The organism is Dietzia maris (genome assembly GCF_036287335.1).
GTDB lineage: Bacteria > Actinomycetota > Actinomycetes > Mycobacteriales > Mycobacteriaceae > Dietzia > Dietzia cinnamea.
Genome location: NZ_CP143053.1, coordinates 1173378 through 1190038, shown reverse-complemented (window position 1 = coordinate 1190038; position 16661 = coordinate 1173378). Strand labels below are relative to the sequence as shown.

General features: G+C 70.6%; 16 protein-coding genes and 2 tRNA genes. 5 read left to right on the top strand and 13 right to left on the bottom strand.

Annotation, left to right across the window (positions count from 1 at the left end):
* Positions 1-64 precede the first annotated feature (64 nt).
* The 3 genes from VYL96_RS05440 to VYL96_RS05430 form a co-directional block, all read right to left on the bottom strand.
* Positions 65-706, bottom strand: a complete 642-nt coding sequence (locus VYL96_RS05440; RefSeq protein WP_007626671.1) for an ATP-dependent Clp protease proteolytic subunit — start codon at positions 704-706, stop codon at positions 65-67.
* A gap of 237 nt (positions 707-943) precedes the next feature.
* Positions 944-2341, bottom strand: a complete 1398-nt coding sequence (gene tig / locus VYL96_RS05435; protein ID WP_106385802.1) for a trigger factor — start codon at positions 2339-2341, stop codon at positions 944-946.
* A gap of 51 nt (positions 2342-2392) precedes the next feature.
* Positions 2393-2469: transfer RNA gene (locus VYL96_RS05430), tRNA-Pro, on the bottom strand.
* 201 nt (positions 2470-2670) lie between these two features.
* Here VYL96_RS05430 and VYL96_RS05425 point away from each other — a divergent pair.
* Positions 2671-2744, top strand: a tRNA-Gly gene (locus VYL96_RS05425).
* 214 nt (positions 2745-2958) lie between these two features.
* Here the strand turns inward: VYL96_RS05425 and VYL96_RS05420 are convergent.
* From VYL96_RS05420 to VYL96_RS05410, 3 genes are all read right to left on the bottom strand, one after another.
* Complete coding sequence (locus VYL96_RS05420) at positions 2959-3795, bottom strand: Fpg/Nei family DNA glycosylase (protein WP_131884914.1); 837 nt, start codon at positions 3793-3795, stop codon at positions 2959-2961.
* Between the two features lie 41 nt (positions 3796-3836).
* Positions 3837-4310, bottom strand: a complete 474-nt coding sequence (locus VYL96_RS05415; protein ID WP_063974016.1) for a ribose-5-phosphate isomerase — start codon at positions 4308-4310, stop codon at positions 3837-3839.
* A gap of 63 nt (positions 4311-4373) precedes the next feature.
* Positions 4374-5000 (bottom strand): mycothiol-dependent nitroreductase Rv2466c family protein, encoded by a 627-nt coding sequence (locus VYL96_RS05410; protein WP_063974013.1) that lies wholly within the window; start codon positions 4998-5000, stop codon positions 4374-4376.
* A gap of 110 nt (positions 5001-5110) precedes the next feature.
* On the opposite strand from VYL96_RS05410, the gene pepN reads away from it, so the two are divergent.
* Entirely contained in the window at positions 5111-7720 is a 2610-nt protein-coding gene (gene pepN, locus VYL96_RS05405) for an aminopeptidase N (protein ID WP_131884915.1), read from the top strand.
* A 145-nt stretch (positions 7721-7865) separates the two neighbouring features.
* On the opposite strand, the gene VYL96_RS05400 is transcribed toward pepN, so the two are convergent.
* Positions 7866-8477, bottom strand: coding sequence for an HNH endonuclease (locus tag VYL96_RS05400; RefSeq protein WP_131884916.1), 612 nt, complete (start codon positions 8475-8477; stop codon positions 7866-7868).
* Between the two features lie 432 nt (positions 8478-8909).
* Between VYL96_RS05400 and VYL96_RS05395 the strand changes: the two genes are divergently transcribed.
* From VYL96_RS05395 to VYL96_RS05385, 3 genes are read left to right on the top strand one after another with little or no spacing between them, the layout of a single operon-like run.
* Entirely contained in the window at positions 8910-9305 is a 396-nt protein-coding gene (locus VYL96_RS05395; RefSeq protein WP_082904694.1) for a globin, read from the top strand.
* A 38-nt stretch (positions 9306-9343) separates the two neighbouring features.
* Entirely contained in the window at positions 9344-10894 is a 1551-nt protein-coding gene (locus tag VYL96_RS05390; protein ID WP_207913514.1) for a glycoside hydrolase family 13 protein, read from the top strand.
* A gap of 19 nt (positions 10895-10913) precedes the next feature.
* Complete coding sequence (locus tag VYL96_RS05385; protein WP_131884918.1) at positions 10914-11657, top strand: SDR family NAD(P)-dependent oxidoreductase; 744 nt, start codon at positions 10914-10916, stop codon at positions 11655-11657.
* On the opposite strand, the gene VYL96_RS05380 is transcribed toward VYL96_RS05385, so the two are convergent.
* Genes VYL96_RS05380 through ettA form a run of 6 tightly spaced genes read right to left on the bottom strand, consistent with a single transcriptional unit; the run spans position 11654 to position 16610 of the window.
* On the bottom strand, positions 11654-12832 hold the full coding sequence (locus VYL96_RS05380) for a site-specific DNA-methyltransferase (RefSeq protein WP_131884919.1): 1179 nt from the start codon (positions 12830-12832) through the stop codon (positions 11654-11656). The genes VYL96_RS05385 and VYL96_RS05380 overlap by 4 nt on opposite strands.
* A complete protein-coding gene (locus tag VYL96_RS05375) occupies positions 12829-13521 on the bottom strand; it encodes a DUF8185 domain-containing protein (RefSeq protein WP_061917288.1) in 693 nt (230 codons plus the stop codon). The genes VYL96_RS05380 and VYL96_RS05375 overlap by 4 nt, the downstream gene beginning before the upstream one ends.
* Positions 13518-14003 (bottom strand): acyl-CoA thioesterase, encoded by a 486-nt coding sequence (locus VYL96_RS05370; RefSeq protein WP_083961772.1) that lies wholly within the window; start codon positions 14001-14003, stop codon positions 13518-13520. The genes VYL96_RS05375 and VYL96_RS05370 overlap by 4 nt, the downstream gene beginning before the upstream one ends.
* Entirely contained in the window at positions 14000-14458 is a 459-nt protein-coding gene (locus VYL96_RS05365) for an acyl-CoA thioesterase (RefSeq protein WP_007626689.1), read from the bottom strand. Before VYL96_RS05365 ends, VYL96_RS05370 begins: the two co-directional genes overlap by 4 nt.
* On the bottom strand, positions 14455-14931 hold the full coding sequence (locus tag VYL96_RS05360; RefSeq protein WP_131884920.1) for an acyl-CoA thioesterase: 477 nt from the start codon (positions 14929-14931) through the stop codon (positions 14455-14457). Before VYL96_RS05360 ends, VYL96_RS05365 begins: the two co-directional genes overlap by 4 nt.
* A gap of 5 nt (positions 14932-14936) precedes the next feature.
* Complete coding sequence (ettA, locus tag VYL96_RS05355; RefSeq protein ID WP_061228462.1) at positions 14937-16610, bottom strand: energy-dependent translational throttle protein EttA; 1674 nt, start codon at positions 16608-16610, stop codon at positions 14937-14939.
* Between the last annotated feature and the right edge of the window lie 51 nt (positions 16611-16661).

Here is a 16661-nt window from a genome sequence, read left to right as displayed (position 1 = left end):
GACTCCGTGGTCGTGTGCGGGGCTGGACGGTCGGCGGGAGCGCTCCCGCCGGGGAAGGACTCGATCACGACGGCGAGGACCCGCCGGACTGGGACGCACGCGAGATGACGTGGTCGACGAAGCCGTACTCCTTGGCCTGCTCGGCCGTGAACCAGCGGTCGCGGTCGGAGTCCTCGGTGACCTGCTCGAACGACTGACCGGTGTGGAAGGCGATGAGCTCGGCCATCTCACGCTTGGTCGCCGCGAACTGCTCGGCCTGGATGGCGATGTCGGCGGCGGAGCCTCCGACGCCGGCCGACGGCTGGTGCATCATGATCTTGGCGTGCGGCAGGGCGTAGCGCTTGCCCTTCGTCCCGGCCGCCAGCAGGAACTGGCCCATCGAGGCGGCCAGACCCATGCCGTAGGTGGCCACGTCGCACTCGACGAACTGCATGGTGTCGTAGATGGCCATACCGGCCGTCACCGAGCCGCCGGGCGAGTTGATGTACATCGCGATGTCGCGGGAGGGATCCTCCGCGGCGAGCAGGAGCATCTGCGCGCAGAGGCGGTTGGCGATGTCGTCGTCGACCTGGGACCCCAGGAAGATGATCCGTTCCTGGAGGAGACGTTCGTACACCGAGTCGCCGAGAGTAAGTCCGTGGGACCCCGGCGAGTTGAGGGCGGGCTGTGTCGAACCGGGCTGAGCCGCTGAACCGTTCTGGGCCACGGGGAACCTACCTTCGCTCATCGTCTTCACCGCTCGCGCGGCGCCCGGCCGACCGGTGGCCGGGGAACCGTTACGTCAAACACTAACCAACGCCGGGGACGGAACCGTCCCGCCGGGGCGGGTGTTCGCTCTCAGCGTCGGCCGACCCCGCTCTCCGCCGGGGCAGCCCCTGACGAGGAGAGGGCCGGGGACCACGCGTGGTGGTCCCCGGCCCCCGGGTGCGACTGGGCGTGCCGATCAGGCGTCGGTGTCCTCGCGCGACTCGTCGACGGAGTCGGTCGCCTCATCGGCGGCGTCCTCGTCCGAGGCGTCCTCACGGGTGCCGAAGAACTCGGAGGTGTCCACGATGTTGCCCTCGGCGTCCTTGACGGTGACCTGCTGGATCACGTCGGCCAGAGCCTTGGAGCGGCGGACGTCGGAGAACAGCGAGCCGAGCTGACCGGCCTGCTGGATCTGCTGCACGAACTGGTTGGGGTCCATGCCGTAGCGCTGGGCCTGGAACAGGATGTGCTGCGTGAGCTCCTCCTGCGAGACGTCGGTGGAGGCCTCCTCGGCGACCGCGTCCAGCAGGAGCTGGCTACGGATGGCACGGGCGGTGGCCTCGAGCGTCTCCGCATCGAAGGTCTCGCGGTCGGTGCCCTCCGCGGCGAGCATGGAGTTGATCATGTCGTCGTCGTGCGCGGCATCGCCGAAGATCGAGTGCAGCTGCTGGTGCGCCTCGGCCTCGACGAGGGCGTCGGGGGTCGGGACGTCGGTGGCCTCGAGAAGCGCGTCGAGCACCTTGTCGCGGATCTCCCCGGCCAGGCCGGCCTTCGCCTGCTGGGCGACCTTCTCGGTGAGGTCGGCGCGCAGCTCCTCGAGGGTGTCGAACTCGCTGGCCATCTGGGCGAACTCGTCGTCGGCCTCGGGCAGCTCGCGCTCCTTGACCGACTGGACGGTCACCGTGATGACGGCCTCCTTGCCGGCGTGCTCACCGGCGACGAGCGAGGAGGTGAACTCCTTCGACTCGCCGGCCTTCAGGCCCTCGGCGGCCTCGTCGAGACCCTCGATGAGCGTGCCCGAGCCGAGCTCGTAGGACAGGCCCTCGGTGGAGGCGTCCTCGACCGGCTCGCCGTCGACGGTGGCGGCCAGGTCCACGGACAGGAAGTCGCCCTTGGTGGCGCCGCGCTCGACGCCCTTGAGGGTGCCGAAGCGGGCGCGGAGGTTGTCGAGCTCGGCGTCGACGGCGGCGTCGTCGGTCTCGGGCGCCTCGACGGTGACCTCGAGGTCCTCGAACTTCGGCAGGGTGATCTCCGGGCGGACGTCGACCTCGGCCGTGAACTCCACGACGTCGTTGTCCTCGAGCTTGGTGACCTCGATCTCCGGCTGGGCCAGGACCACGAGCTCGTGCTCGTCGACGGCCTGGCTGTAGCGCGCGGGGATCATGTCGTTGATGACCTGCTCGAGGACGGCCGGGCGACCGATCCGCGACTCGAGGAGCTTGGCCGGGGCCTTACCGGGACGGAAGCCCGGGATATTGACCTGGCCGGCGAGCGACTTGTAGGCCTTGGCGAAGTCCGGCTCGAGCTCCGCGAACGGCACCTCCACGGTGATCTTGACCCGGGTCGGGTTGAGCTGCTCGACAGTGCTCTTCACGGTGATGTTCTCCTAGGAAGTCTTCTGGGGGTTCGTGTCTTTCGGCTCCGCTGGTCGGGATGACAGGATTCGAACCTGCGACCCTCCGCTCCCAAAGCGGATGCGCTACCAAGCTGCGCCACATCCCGGTGGGTCGCGCGGCCGACCACCCCGCTGTCACGCACGGGAAATCCGCCGGGCCGCCAAACCAACTCGCCCAGTGTACGACAGGCCGACCTCGGCACCGATTCCGACTTATCGGCCCGGAAGTTGGGAGCGCCGCGTGGCGTCCGGTAGTGTTGTCACAGCGTGAGCGGAACCCGGGGAAAACCCCAGGTCAGGCCACCGACGCGGGTGTAGCTTAATGGTAAAGCCCCTGCCTTCCAAGCAGGATACGCGGGTTCGATTCCCGTCACCCGCTCCACAGAGAGCCCCGCCCGTCCCCACCGACGGCTCGGGGCTTTTCTCGTCAGCACGCCCCCGTCGATGCGCAGTCGCTCCCGCGGATGTGGTCTCGCGCGCCCGCCCGACCGGCCCGCCCACAGCCGCCCCTCGCCATGGCGTCTCGCCCCGACTCCGGTGCGCGCCAGACGCCATGGTCGCGCGCGGCTGCACACCCCCCACCCGGAGCCGCCCGGTCAGCGGCCGGGCCGCCCCGGCTGGCAGGTGGGACACCAGTACAGGGTCCGCGCCTCCATCGCCTGCTGACGCACCTGGTCCCCGCAGACCCGGCACTCCCAGCCGTCGCGTTGGTAAACGTAGTTGCGCGGCCGGTCGGCGCCACGCCTCGGCACGTCGCCGTGATCGTGTTCGGGACGGATGGTGTGGATGGCCCCGGTCCGTACCCCGATCTCCATCAGCGCGACGAGGTCGTCCCACACGGCGTCGAACTGCGCGCGATCGAGGTCCTTGCCCGGACGGAACGGGTCGATCCCGTGCCGGAAGAGCACCTCGGCGCGGTAGACGTTGCCGACGCCGGCCAGGACCTTCTGGTCCATGAGCAGGGCACCGATGGGCCGGGCGCTGCGCGCGATCCGGGCCCAGGCTCGCTCCGGCTCGGCGTCCGGGTCGAGGGGGTCGGGGCCCAGTCGGTCGCGCACTTCGCCGACCTCCGCCTCGGCGATCACCTCGCACCGGGTCGGTCCACGCAGGTCGACCCAGTGTGCGGGCGCCCCGTCGGCGATCGCGCCCACCCGCATGCGGACCTGCCCGACCGGAGCCGGCGGGTCCTGCCCCTCGGGAACCAGGTGGGTGTCGAAGAAGCCGTACAGGCCCAGGTGGACGTGGACGGCGAGGCCGCCCTCGTAGTGGTGGAAGAGGTGCTTGCCGACCGCGGTGGCGCGCTCGAAGTACCGTCCGTCGACGACGACATGGTCCGCGAACCGGCCCTGGGGGCTGGACACACGGACGGGCCCGCCTGCGAAGTACTCGGTGTGCAGGCGTGCCAGCCGGTGGAGGGTGTGCCCCTCAGGCACGGTGACGCTCGGACACGGTGGGGACCGGGCCGGTCAGGGGATCAGGCGCCGGGGACCGCGGGGGCCTCGCCGGTGCGCTCGTACTCGGCGAGGATGTCGATGCGCCGCTGGTGTCGCTCGGCTCCCGACCACTCCTGGTCGAGGAACGCGTCGACGATCGCCAGCGCCTCCTCGCGGGAGTGCATACGCCCGCCGATGCCGATCAGCTGCGCGTTGTTGTGCTCACGCGCGAGCCGGGCGGTCTCGACGCTCCACGCGAGGGCGCAGCGCGCGCCGGGCACCTTGTTCGCGGCGATCTGCTCGCCGTTGCCGGACCCGCCCAGGACGATCCCGAGGCTGCCCGGATCGGCGACGACCTTCCGGGCGGCGTCGATGCAGAACGCCGGGTAGTCGTCCTCGGCGTCGTAGGTGTGGGCGCCGCAGTCGACGACCTCGTGGCCGGAGCCCTTCAGATGCTCGGCGATGACGTTCTTGGTCTCGAAGCCGGCGTGGTCCGCTCCCAGGTAGATGCGCATGGCGGCGATTCTGCCACGCCCCGGGTGCGCCCACCCCCGGGGCACCGGTGCCGACAGTGCCGCTCAGTCGAACCGCGGATCCTCCGTGCGGCTGCGCTTGAGCTCGAAGAAGTACGGGAACCCGGCGAGCAGCGCGGCACCGTCGAACACCTTGCCGGCCTCCTCGCCACGCGGGATGCGCGTCAGGACGGGCCCGAAGAAGGCCACCCCGTCGACGTGGACCACCGGCGTGCCGACCTCGTCGCCCACCGGGTCCATGCCCCGGTGGTGGGAGGCGCGGAGCTCGTCGTCGTACTCTTCGGTCCCCGCTGCCTCGGCGAGGTCGGCGTCCAGGCCGGCCGCCTGGAGCGCCTCGGTGATGACGGTCGGGTCCTCGACGCCACGACCCTGGTCGTGGATGCGGGTGCCCATCTCGGTGTACAGCGGCCCGAGGACCTCCTGGCCGTGGCGCTTGGCGGCGGCGATCGCCACCCGCACGGGGCCCCACGCGAGCTTCATCTTCTCCACGTAGTCCTCGGGCAGGTCCCGGCCGTCGTTGAGCACGGCCAGGCTCATGACGTTCCACGTCAGCGAGATGTCGCGGACCTTCTCGACCTCGAGGATCCAGCGGCTGGTGACCCACGCGAAGGGGCACAGCGGATCGAACCAGAAATCGACGGAACGGGTGGCGGACTGCGTACTGGAGGTCATGTCCCCATCCTCCCCGCCCGGCGCGCGTGCCGCCACTGGCGCTTATGTGTCGGGTCCGGGTGGTAGGACTGGTGCGGTAGCCGAACCCCCACCGAACCGAGGTCCCACAGATGCGCTCGCTCAACCTCACCCGCGCCGACGCCGGCGCGCGGTCGGAACTGCTCAGCGTCGAGTCGTACGACGTGGAGATCGACCTCACCGACGGCAACGGCGGGCCCGGGTCCGGCACGTTCCGCTCGCGCACCGTGGTGCGGTTCTCCTGCGCGCGCCCGGGCGCGGAGACCTTCATCGACCTGCGGTCGGCGGTGATCAGGTCGGCGGTCCTCAACGGCCGGGAGCTGTTCCCGGCCGGGGAGGAGAACCGGTACGACGACGAGGAGGGCCTCACCCTTCCCGACCTGCAGGAGTCCAACGAGCTCGTGGTGGACGCCGATCTGGCGTACACCACGACCGGTGAGGGCCTGCACCGGATGGTCGACCCCGCGGACGGGGAGGTCTATCTCTACTCCCAGTTCGAGACCGCGGACGCCAAGCGGGTCTTCGCCTGCTTCGACCAGCCGGATCTCAAGGCGAGGTACACGCTCACGGTGACCGCACCGGAGAAGTGGGTCGTGGTGGCCAACACGCTGGCCGAGGAGTCACCGGCGGAGGGCGGGGGCGTGGTCCACCGCTTTAAGCCGACCGAGATCATGTCCACCTACCTGGTCGCACTCATCGCGGGCCCGTATCACGTGGTGGAGGACGCCTACACCGACGAGCACGGCACCATCCCGCTGCGGCTGCTGTGCCGCGCCTCGCTCGCCGAGTACCTCGACGCCGACCGCCTCTTCGCGGAGACAAAGGAGGGCTTCGGCTTCTACCACCGCGAGTTCGGGCTGCCGTACGCGTTCGGCAAGTACGACCAGATTTTCGTCCCCGAGTTCAACGCGGGGGCCATGGAGAACGCCGGCGCGGTGACGTTCCTCGAGGACTACGTCTTCCGCTCCCGGGTGACCGGCTACCGCTACGAGCGGCGCAACGAGACGATCCTCCACGAGATGGCCCACATGTGGTTCGGGGACCTCGTGACCATGCGGTGGTGGGACGACCTGTGGCTCAACGAGTCGTTCGCCACCTTCGCCTCCGTGCTCGCCCAGGTCGACGCGACCCAGTACACGGAGGCGTGGACGACGTTCGCCAACGTGGAGAAGTCGTGGGCGTACCGCCAGGACCAGCTGCCGTCGACGCACCCCGTGGCGGCGGACATGACCGACCTGGAGACGGTCGAGGCCAACTTCGACGGCATCACCTACGCCAAGGGCGCCTCGGTGCTCAAGCAACTCGTCGCCTACGTCGGGCGCGAGCCCTTCCTCGCGGGTCTGCGCGCGTACTTCGCCGAGCACGCGTTCGGCAACGCCGAGTTCGACGACCTGCTGTCGGCGCTGGAAAAGTCCTCCGGTCGGGACCTGTCCGGCTGGGCCGACCAGTGGCTGCGGACCACCGGCATCAACCCGATCTCCGTCGACGTGGCCGTCGCCGGCAGCGGAGAGGGTGCCCGCATCTCCGAGCTGACGGTGGTCCAGGGGCCCGCCGCGCCGGGGGCCGGGGAGCTGCGCACCCACCGCCTGGGGGTGGGCCTGTACAACCGCGACGACTCCGGCGCACTCGTACGGACCGCCCGCGCCGAACTCGACATCACCGGCGAGCGGACCGTCGTCGCCGACCTGGCCGGACAGACGGTGCCCGACCTCGTCCTGCCCAACGACGAGGACCTGACCTACTGCTCGGTCCGTCTGGACGAGCGGTCGCTGGCCACCGTCCTGGACTCCCTCGAGAACATCGTGGACCCGCTCGCGCGGACGCTGTGCTGGTCGGCGCTGTGGGAGATGACGCGGGAGGCGCGGCTCCCGGCCCGCCGCTTCGTCGAGGTGGTCTCGCGTGCCGTCCCGCGCGAGTCCCAGATCGGCGTCGTCCAGCGTGTGCTCACGCAGGCGCAGACCGCGTTGGCACGCTACGCCGACCCGGACTGGGCGGCCGCGACCGGGTGGGCGACGTTCTCCGGGGCCATGCTCGCCGCGGCCCGCGACGCCGAACCGGGTTCGGATCATCAGCTCGCGTTCCTCACCGCGCTGTGTGCGTGCCCGATCGGGATCGATCAGCAGCGTGTGCTCGGGACGCTCCTCGACGCGGGTGCCGAGGACGCGGGCCTGCCCGGCCTCGTCGTCGACACCGATCTCCGCTGGACCGTGCTCACGTCACTCGTCGCCGCGGGCGTCGAGGGCGTCGACCGCATCGATGCCGAACTCGCCGCCGACGACACGGCCGGCGGGGCGCGCCGGGCCGCCACCGCCCGGGCGGCTCGCCCCTCCGTCGCCGCGAAGGAGGAGGCGGAGGAGTTGCTCCTGACAACGGGCGCCGACGCCCCGACCAACGCGATCGTGCGTGCCACGCTCCTCGGGCTGGATCTGCCCGGCCACGAGCACCTGCTCACTGGGCTCTGCGAGCGCTATCTCGACGACGTCACCGCGTTGTGGAAGGCCCGCCCCGGCGACCTCGCGCAGACCGTCGCCGAGGGGATTTTCCCCTCCTGGGCGGTCGACAGCGAGACCGTGGAGCGGTTCGAGCAGGTGATCGCCGACGAGTCGCGGCCGTCGTCGCTGCGTCGGATCATCGCCGAGCAGACCGCGGACATGACCCGCGCGTTGGCGGCCCGGGCCGTCGACGCCGCCGAGGCCGACTGACCGGCGTTTAACCCACCGGGCCACAGCCGCCCCTCGCCATGGCGGCATGCGCGCACCGCGGGGCGGGCGAGACGTCATCGCCGGGGGCGGCTGGGCGTCCCGGCGCGCCCGCCTGACCCGCGGCCCCGGGACGCGGAGCCGTGGATCAGGCGGCGTCGAGGTAGAGGTAGTCCTCCCAGTACGGGCCGATCTCCCGCAACTGCGAGACGAGCCTCCACGTTCGACCACGCGGGGCGACGAGCGGCACCTTGAGCTCCCAGCCCAACTCGGAGAGGAGCTTGTCCGCCTTGCGGTGGTTGCACGGTGCGCACGAGGCGACACAGTTCTCCCAGTTGTGCGCTCCCCCACGGCTGCGTGGGACGACGTGGTCGACGGTCGTGGCCTTGGCGTTGCAGTAGCCGCAGCGGTGCCCGTCCCGGTGCATGAGCGCGGCGCGGGTCATCGGCACCTGCGAGCGGTACGGGATCCGGACGTACTCGCGGAGCCGGATGACGGAGGGCACGCGCACCGAGGTGTCGACCGAGCGCACCACGACCTCCACAGGGTGCTCGTGCACCACGTCGGCCTTCCCGCCCAGCAGCATCACCACGGCCCGGCGTGCCGGGAGGGCGGTGAGTGCCTCGTAGCTGGCGTTGAGCAGCAGCACGCGCGGTGCCGACGCGAGCGGGACCGGCCGGTCCGGGACCGGCTCCAGTCGCTTCGGGGCTCGAGCCCCCCGTTGTCGGTACTCCGAGTTCTCGCGCACTGCTGTGCCCATGGTCGGTCTCCGCTCGTCTGCTCCGAGCCCAGTGCACCATTCCCGACCGGGCCCGCAGTGAACCTTGCCTGCAACGATGATGCACCTTCGGTGAACTCTTCGCGCGGTTTACAGGTGAGCGGGCTCGCCGGGCCGCCCTGCCGGGACCAGTCGCGGCGGGGGCGGCACCGATTGTGCTCCGCGACGCCACGGTCGGGGGAACCACGCCGGTCTGATCACCGCGTGATCGAAATGTGGACGTAACCATGTCGCTCCGGAGCCCGGATCACCAGCCTGGTTACGTCCAAAACCGCCATGCGTACGTCCATATCGCCGCAAGCGTCGCGGCGGGCGGGGCGGGCACGGGTTCGGCGCGGCGCCACCACCTGCGCGGGGGCCCGCGGGTGTCCGCCCCGGCGGCCCGAAGGTGACCATGCAGGCATCATGGAATGCATGAGCAGCAGCACGTTCTATGACGAGGTCGGTGGGGCGGAGACGTTCCGGAAGATCGTCCACGAGTTCTACCGCCGCGTGGCGAACGACCCCGTGCTGCGCCCGATGTACCCCGAGGAGGACCTGGGCCCCGCCGAGGACCGCCTGCGGATGTTCCTCGAGCAGTACTGGGGAGGCCCCACCACCTACTCCGAGCAACGCGGGCACCCGCGACTGCGTATGCGGCACAATCCGTACGTCGTCGACCGCGCCGCCCACGACGCGTGGCTCACCCACATGCTCGCGGCGGTCGAGACGATCGACCGCGACACCCTGGGCGACGAGCACCGCGCCGCGCTGGTGGACTACCTCACCCGCGCCGCCGCCATGATGGTCAACACCGCCGACGTGCCGTGACCCCCTCCCCCGCGCACGCCCGGCGAGCATGGGACGACATGGTCCTCTACCAGATCTACCCACGCTCGTTCGCCGACTCCGACGGTGACGGGACGGGGGATCTGCAGGGCGTCCTCGACCGCGTGGGCCACCTCGAGTCGCTCGGAGTGGACGGGCTCTGGCTCTCGCCGATCATGCGTTCGCCGGGCGTCGACCACGGATACGACGTCTCGGACCCACGAGACGTGGACCCGCTGTTCGGGGACGTCGCCACCCTCGAGCGGCTGCTGGAGCGACTGCACGCCGCGGGCATGGTGCTCATCATGGACCTCGTGCCAAACCACACCAGCGCGGAGCACCCCTGGTTCGCCGACGCGGTCGCCGCCGGGCCGGGCAGCCCCGAGCGGGCACGCTACTTCTTCCGCGACGGGCGGGGCGAGGACGGATCCGAGCCGCCCAACAACTGGCCGTCCGTGTTCGGCGGCCCCGCCTGGACCCGCGTCACCGAGCCCGACGGCACGCCCGGGCAGTGGTACCTCCACCTCTTCGCCCCCGAACAGCCCGACCTCGACTGGTCGCACCCGGACGTCGCCGACGACCTCGAGCACACCCTGCGGTTCTGGCTCGACCTGGGGGTAGACGGGTTCCGGATCGACGTCGCACACGGACTCGCCAAACCCGCCGACCTCGCGGACCTGCCCGACGACGTGGAGATCGCGCAGCTCGTCGTCGACACCCGTGACACACGGTGGGACCAGCCCGGCGTCCACGATGTCCACCGACGGATCCGGCGCGTCCTCGACGACCACCCCGGCACCGCCGCCTTCGGCGAGGTCTGGGTGGGCTCGGTCGAGCGGTTCGCGCGCTACCTCCGGCCCGACGAGCTGCACTTCGCGTTCCACTTCGCCATCACCGGCGCCCCGTTCGAGGCGGCGGCGATCCGCGAGGCGATCGACTCCACCCTCGAAGCCGCCCGCGTCGCCGGCGCCGCCCCCACATGGGCGCTGTCGAACCACGACGTCGTGCGCGAGGCGACCCGCTACGGCAACGGCGCCATCGGCACCGCGCGCGCCCGCGCCATGCTCCTCGTCGCGCTCGCCCTGCCGGGCATCACGTTCGTCTACAACGGCGCCGAACTCGGCCTGCCCAGCGACTACTCCATCCCCCACGATCGGCTCACCGATCCGACCTGGGAGCGCACCGCCCACGCCGAGACGGGGCGTGACCACTGCCGCGTCCCCATCCCGTGGGACGGCGACCGGCCGCCGTACGGGTTCTCGGACTCGCCGCGGACCTGGCTGCCGATGCCCGACGGATGGGCGCCGCTGACGGTGGCAGCGCAGGAGGCCGACCCCCATTCCACGCTGGCGCTGTACCGGCGAGCGATCGAGATCCGGCGGTCGTGGCCTCCCGCGGGATCCTCGACGGTCGGGTGGGACGACAAACTTGACGGGTGTCTACTGTTTTGGCGCGAGGACGGCCCGGTCCTGTGCATGATCAATACGACGCGTCACCCGGTGCAGCTGCCCGACGGTGACGTGGTGCTCGCGTCGGGCCCCCTCGACGGGAGGAGACTGCCACCGGACACCGCCGTGTGGCTCCAGCGCTGACCATCGAAGGGTTCGGGATATGCGACTTTCCGGTAAGACGGCCATCGTGACCGGAGGGGCCGGCGGCATCGGCCGCGGCATCACGCGCGCGTTCGTCGCCGAGGGCGCGCGCGTCCTGGTTGTGGACATCAACGACGAGGCCGGGGAGGCGCTCGCCGCCGAGCTCGGCGACGCGGTGCGGTACCTGAACTCCGACATCTCGGTGGAGGCCAACGCGGAGAAGATCGTCGCCGCCGCTGTCGACGCCTTCGGCCACCTCGACGTGCTGGTCAACAACGCGCACGCCTCCCGTCAGGCCCCGCTGTTGCAGACCACCGGCGACATGATGGACCTGTCGTTCAACACCGGCTTCTACCCCACGTTCTGGCTCATGAAGGCCGCGCGCCCGCACCTGGCGGAGCGGGACGGCTCGGTGATCAACTTCGCCTCCGGCGCCGGGATCGACGGCAGCCCCACCCAGGCGTCCTACGCCGCCGCCAAGGAAGCGATCCGCGCGATCAGCCGGGTGGCCGCCAACGAGTGGGCTCGCGGCGGGATCAACGTCAACGTCATCTCCCCGCTCGCACTCACCGAGGGCGTCGAGGCGTATATCGAGGCGAACCCGGGGATCGAGAAGAAGCTGCTCGCGGGCACCCCCATGCGGCGGTTCGGCGACCCCGAATCCGACATCGGGCGGGTCGCCGTCTTCCTGGCCAGCGACGACGCGTCCTACATGACAGGGCAGACGATGATGGTCGACGGCGGCAGCCTCATGCTCCGCTAGTCACCGGCCCGGAGCCTCGGCACCAGGACGTCGCGGACGGTGTCGGGGTTGCGTTCGACCACCACCCACCGTCGGCCCAGCCCGCGGGCGGCCACCGCTGTCGTCCCCGATCCGGCGAACAGATCCACGACCAACTCGCCGGGTTCGGTGGCCAGCTCGACGATCCGCCGCATCAGCGCCTCCGGCTTGGGCGTGCGGAACCCGTCGACCCCGGCCGCCCGCAGCTCGGCGCGGGCGGTGTCGGTGGAGCCGACCTCCTGGGCCAGCCAGATCGTCTTGAGCTTCTTGATGCGGCCCGACTCGAATCTGTCGCGCTGGTACACGTCCACGCGCGGGCCGCTGCGCCCCCGGACGGTGCGGCACACCAGGTCCCCCACCCGCTCGCGAGCCCGGTCGCGCGACCAGCGCCACACCGCCGGCGTGAGGTCGCCGAACACCGGGAGGATCTCGACCAGGCCCGGGCCGGGCTCCACGGAGACGGCACCGGTCACGGGATCGCCGTAGAGCGGGTAGGTCATGGTGGGCGTGGTGCGGGGGTTGAAGCGCTTGTTGGTGTTGCGCAGCGGCAGGAGCCTGAAGCTGACGCCGTCGCCGTCTGTGAGCGGGAAGTCGGCGGGGTCGACCGCTGAGGCGACGCCGCCGGCGAGCCGCACCCGCTCCGGGTCGCGGGCGTACACCATGAGTCGGTCGTGGGACCCGGCGAAGAACCGGTCCAACTGGCGGCCCTTGGGGTTGCTTTCCACCGTGAGGTCGGCGATGAAGGCGTCGGTGCCGAAGACGTCGTCGAGCAGGCAGCGGACGCGGTGGGCCTCGGCGTCGTCGAGGTGGACCCACACGGTCCCCGTGTCGGCGAGCAGATCGCGGGCGACGACGAGGCGGCTCTCGATGTAGTCGAGCCACTCGAGGCGCGGCATGTTGTCGTGGTAGGAGTCGAATCGACCGCCGCGGTTGTACGGCGGGTCGAGGTAGACGAGCTGAGCGGCGCCGGCGGGCGCGAGGTCGTGCCCGGCCAGGGCGTCCGCGGACTCGGCGATCCGCGCTCCGTCGCCGACGAGGACGGCGCCGGCGTGCTCGCCGGGGAAGACCGCCTCGATCCGTGGGGGCGGCCCCTGCTCGGCGGGGGCCGGGACGCGTCCGCGCCCCGGCCACGAGATCGAGAACCCCGGGGAGGTCACCGCAGCGGTTCGAGGGTGAGGGCGTCCGTGCGGCGGAACGCCGTGCCGTAGCGGGCGTCCAGACGCAGCCAGGCGCCGCGTTCGCTCACCCGGACCGGCTCGCCCTCGGGGGCGCGGCCCGCCTTTTCCGGGACGAACCCGCACATCACCACGGAGAACACCGTGCGCATGTCCACGCCGACGGGGTGGTCGGTGTCCGCGCGGACGGTCAGCGCCTCCTGGTCGAGCAGCGAGGGCGGAAGTCCGGCCGGGCCGGCGTTCTCGCGCGCGGCCTCGCGCCCCGACTCGGTGAGGTCGAGGAACACCTGCGCGGGCACGTCCTCGACGCGGGTGAACCCGTCCGTGGGCGGCAGCAGCCCCTGCCAGGCGGAGACCAGAGGCATGCCGGGGTCGATGCGCCCCTCGAGGTCGCCGCGCTGCAGGACGTCGAGCTCGGTGAGCAGGTGGTCGGCGCCGCAGACGACGTCGCCACCGGGGCACGAACCGCCGAGGACACGGACGACGAGCGCGCCGAAGGGGGTGCGGCCCCACACCCGCATCCGGTCCCCGCTCGAGGTGAGCCGGACGACGGCCGCCTCGTCGAGCCGCAGGAGCCGACGCAGGAGGGTCCGCAGGTCGTCGCGGTCGGCGGGATCCGGGATGCGGATCACGCTCTCCCCCTGCGCCGGGATCGGCCCGGGCGCCGTCACGCCGCGTCCTCGTGCCGGAACTCCAGGAGATAGCCGCGCTCGTCGCGCGTGAGCCGGCGGGGTCGCTGGGTGACGAGGTCGAAGGCGGCGATGGTGGCGGTGCAGTCCACCTCGGGTGGCGCAGAGTCCGGGGTGGTGCGCGCGCGGACCTCGTGTCGCGCCACGAACAGAGCACCGCCGACCTTCTCGCACCACATCCGCACACGGATGGGCCCGTCGGCGTGGCGGATCTGGCCGCGGTACCTGACCGCCAGGTCGGTCATCACCGCGCCGGCGGTGAGCGTGGCGGTCGGCAGCCCCTCGGAGAAGAGCCACGGGATCCGCGCCTCCTCGATGAGGGTGATCATCCGCGCGTGGTTGACGTGGCGGTAGAGGTCCTGGTCCGACCAGCGGACGGGCATCGCCGAGGTGAACACCCGACGTCCCGGCTCCCCCGACACGCCCAGCGGGCCGCCGGCCTCGTAGACGAGTTGGTCTGTCACCCGGCCGTCCCCTGGTCCGTGATCGCGGCCGGCTGACGGGCGGCCTCCAGCACGTTGCGGACCCCGGACGGGATCTCCACCGCCGACGAGGTGGAGGTGTCATAGGCGACCATGACCACCCGCAGCGTGCAGCAGACCTCGCCCGCGGCGTCGTAGATCGTCTGCCGGATCTGGTACGAGGTGGTGCCGACGTGCTCGACCTCGATCTCCACGTCCACTGTCGTGGAGTCCCGCAGGACGGGCCGCAGGTGGTCGATCTCGGTCCGGCGGACCACCTGCGGGAGGTTCCCGAGGCCGAACGGCCCGAAGCGGCTGCGGATGAACAGGATCCGCGCCTCTTGGGCGTACTCGATGTACTTGATGTTGTTGACGTGCCCGTACTGATCGAAGTCCGCCCACCGCACCTGCAGGGTGCAGCGGAACGTCCCGGCGTCCGTCGCGTCGCGTGACGTCATCCCGCATCCTCCCGGTGGCCGAGCAGCGCGGCGCGCTCCTCGGGATTGATCTCCAACGTAGTGGTCTCGTCGGCCGCCGTCACCACCATGACGGTGTCGACGACCGCGCACGGCTCGGGGCCCGTGGACTCCGTGCCGATCGAGGTCCGCATGGTGTACGAGGTGCGGCCGACGCGCAGTGTCCGCACTTCGACCCACACCTCGGGCACACCCATGACGATGGTGCGACGGAAATCGATCTCCATCCACCGCGCCAGGGCGATCGGCACCCGCGATCCCGGGACGTCGAACTTCTCACGGAAGAACATTATCCGGGCGTCCTGGGAGAACTCCTGGAACCGCACGTTGTTGACGTGCGAGCCCACGAAGTCGGAGATGCGCAACGGGATGCGGACCCGGTGCACGGCGCCCGGCGCACCGCTCTCGGCCGGAGCCGGAGCGGTGCCCGTGTCGCGGGTGGCCGGTGTCGCCATGGACGTCAGCCCCGGGTGAGCTTGCGGTGGGTGACCCGGCTCGGGCGGGCCGCGTCGGGGCCGAGGCGCTCGACCTTGTTCTTCTCGTAGCCCTCGAAGTTGCCCTCGTACCAGTACCACTGGCCCTCGGCTACGTTGCCCTCCCAGGCGAGGATGTGGGTACAGGTCCGGTCGAGGAACCACCGGTCGTGCGAGATGACCACGGCGCAACCGGGGAACTCCTCGAGGGCGTTCTCCAGGCTGCCGAGGGTCTCGGTGTCGAGGTCGTTGGTGGGCTCGTCCAGCAGGATGAGGTTACCGCCGACCTTGAGGGTCAGCGCCAGGTTGAGGCGGTTGCGCTCACCACCGGAGAGGACTCCGGCCTTCTTCTGCTGGTCCGGGCCCTTGAAGCCGAACGCGCTGAGGTAGGCGCGCGAGGGCATCTCGTTCTGGCCGACCTCGATGAAGTCCAGGCCGTCGGAGACCACTTCCCACACCGACTTCTCGGGGTCGATGTTGGCGCGGTTCTGGTCGACGTAGCTGAGTTTGACGGTGTCGCCGATCCGGACGCTGCCGGCGTCCGGCTCCTCCAGTCCGACGATGGTCTTGAACAGCGTCGTCTTACCGACACCGTTGGGGCCGATCACGCCGACGATGCCGTTGCGGGGCAGCGTGAAGGACAGGTCCTTGATGAGGATCCGGTCGTCGAAGCCCTTCTGGAGGTCGTTGACCTCGACCACCACGTTGCCGAGGCGCGGCGGGGTCGGGATCTGGATCTCCTCGAAGTCCAGCTTCCTGTGCTTCTCGGCCTCGGCCGCCATCTCCTCGTACTTGGCCAGTCGGGCCTTGGACTTGGACTGGCGGGCCTTGGCGCCGGAGCGCACCCACTCGAGCTCGGCCTTGAGGCGCTTCTGCAGCTTCTGGTCCTTCTTGCCCTGGACCTCGAGCCGCTCGGCCTTCTTCTCCAGGTAGGTGGAGTAGTTGCCCTCGTAGGGGTGCAGCTTGCCGCGGTCGACCTCACAGATCCACTGGGCGACGTGGTCGAGGAAGTACCGGTCGTGCGTGACGGCCATGACGGCGCCGGGGTAGCTGGCGAGGTGCTGCTCGAGCCACAGCACGCTCTCGGCGTCGAGGTGGTTGGTGGGCTCGTCGAGCAGCAGCAGGTCGGGCTTGCTCAGCAGCAGCTTGCACAGCGCGACGCGGCGGATCTCGCCACCGGACAGGTTGGTGACCGGCGCGTCACCCGGCGGGCAGCGGAGCGCGTCCATCGCCTGCTCGATCTGCGAGTCGACCTCCCAGGCGTCGACCGCGTCCAGGTACTCCTGGAGGACGCCCATCTCCTCCATGAGCTCATCGGTGTAGTTGGTCGCCATCTCCTCGGCGACCTCGTTGTACCGCCGCAGCTTGACCATGGTCTCGCCGAGGCCGTCCTCGACGTTCTCCTTGACGGTCTTGTCCGGGTCGAGCTCGGGCTCCTGCAGGAGGATCCCGACCGTGGCCTCGGGGTCGAGGAATGCCTCGCCGTTGGACGGCTGGTCCAGGCCGGCCATGATCTTGAGGATCGAGGACTTACCGGCGCCGTTGGGGCCGACCACGCCGATCTTCGCACCGGGGTAGAAGGCCATCGTGACGTCGTCGAGGATCACCTTGTCCCCGTGCGCCTTACGAACCTTCTTCATGGTGTATATGAACTCGGCCATTCTACCCTCTCACCTGCACAAATAGGTCACATCACCGCGGCGGGCCGCGGG

Bases quoted from the DNA above. Each gene is read 5' to 3' on its own strand.
- ettA (WP_061228462.1), bottom strand. From the start codon at position 16,610: ATGGCCGAGTTCATATACACCATGAAGAAGGTTCGTAAGGCGCACGGG.
- VYL96_RS05395 (WP_082904694.1), top strand. From the start codon at position 8,910: ATGAGCAGCAGCACGTTCTATGACGAGGTCGGTGGGGCGGAGACGTTC.
- pepN (WP_131884915.1), top strand. From the start codon at position 5,111: ATGCGCTCGCTCAACCTCACCCGCGCCGACGCCGGCGCGCGGTCGGAA.
- VYL96_RS05400 (WP_131884916.1), bottom strand. From the start codon at position 8,477: ATGGGCACAGCAGTGCGCGAGAACTCGGAGTACCGACAACGGGGGGCT.
- VYL96_RS05410 (WP_063974013.1), bottom strand. From the start codon at position 5,000: ATGACCTCCAGTACGCAGTCCGCCACCCGTTCCGTCGATTTCTGGTTC.
- VYL96_RS05415 (WP_063974016.1), bottom strand. From the start codon at position 4,310: ATGCGCATCTACCTGGGAGCGGACCACGCCGGCTTCGAGACCAAGAAC.
- VYL96_RS05365 (WP_007626689.1), bottom strand. From the start codon at position 14,458: ATGACGTCACGCGACGCGACGGACGCCGGGACGTTCCGCTGCACCCTG.
- VYL96_RS05385 (WP_131884918.1), top strand. From the start codon at position 10,914: ATGCGACTTTCCGGTAAGACGGCCATCGTGACCGGAGGGGCCGGCGGC.
- VYL96_RS05390 (WP_207913514.1), top strand. From the start codon at position 9,344: ATGGTCCTCTACCAGATCTACCCACGCTCGTTCGCCGACTCCGACGGT.
- VYL96_RS05360 (WP_131884920.1), bottom strand. From the start codon at position 14,931: ATGGCGACACCGGCCACCCGCGACACGGGCACCGCTCCGGCTCCGGCC.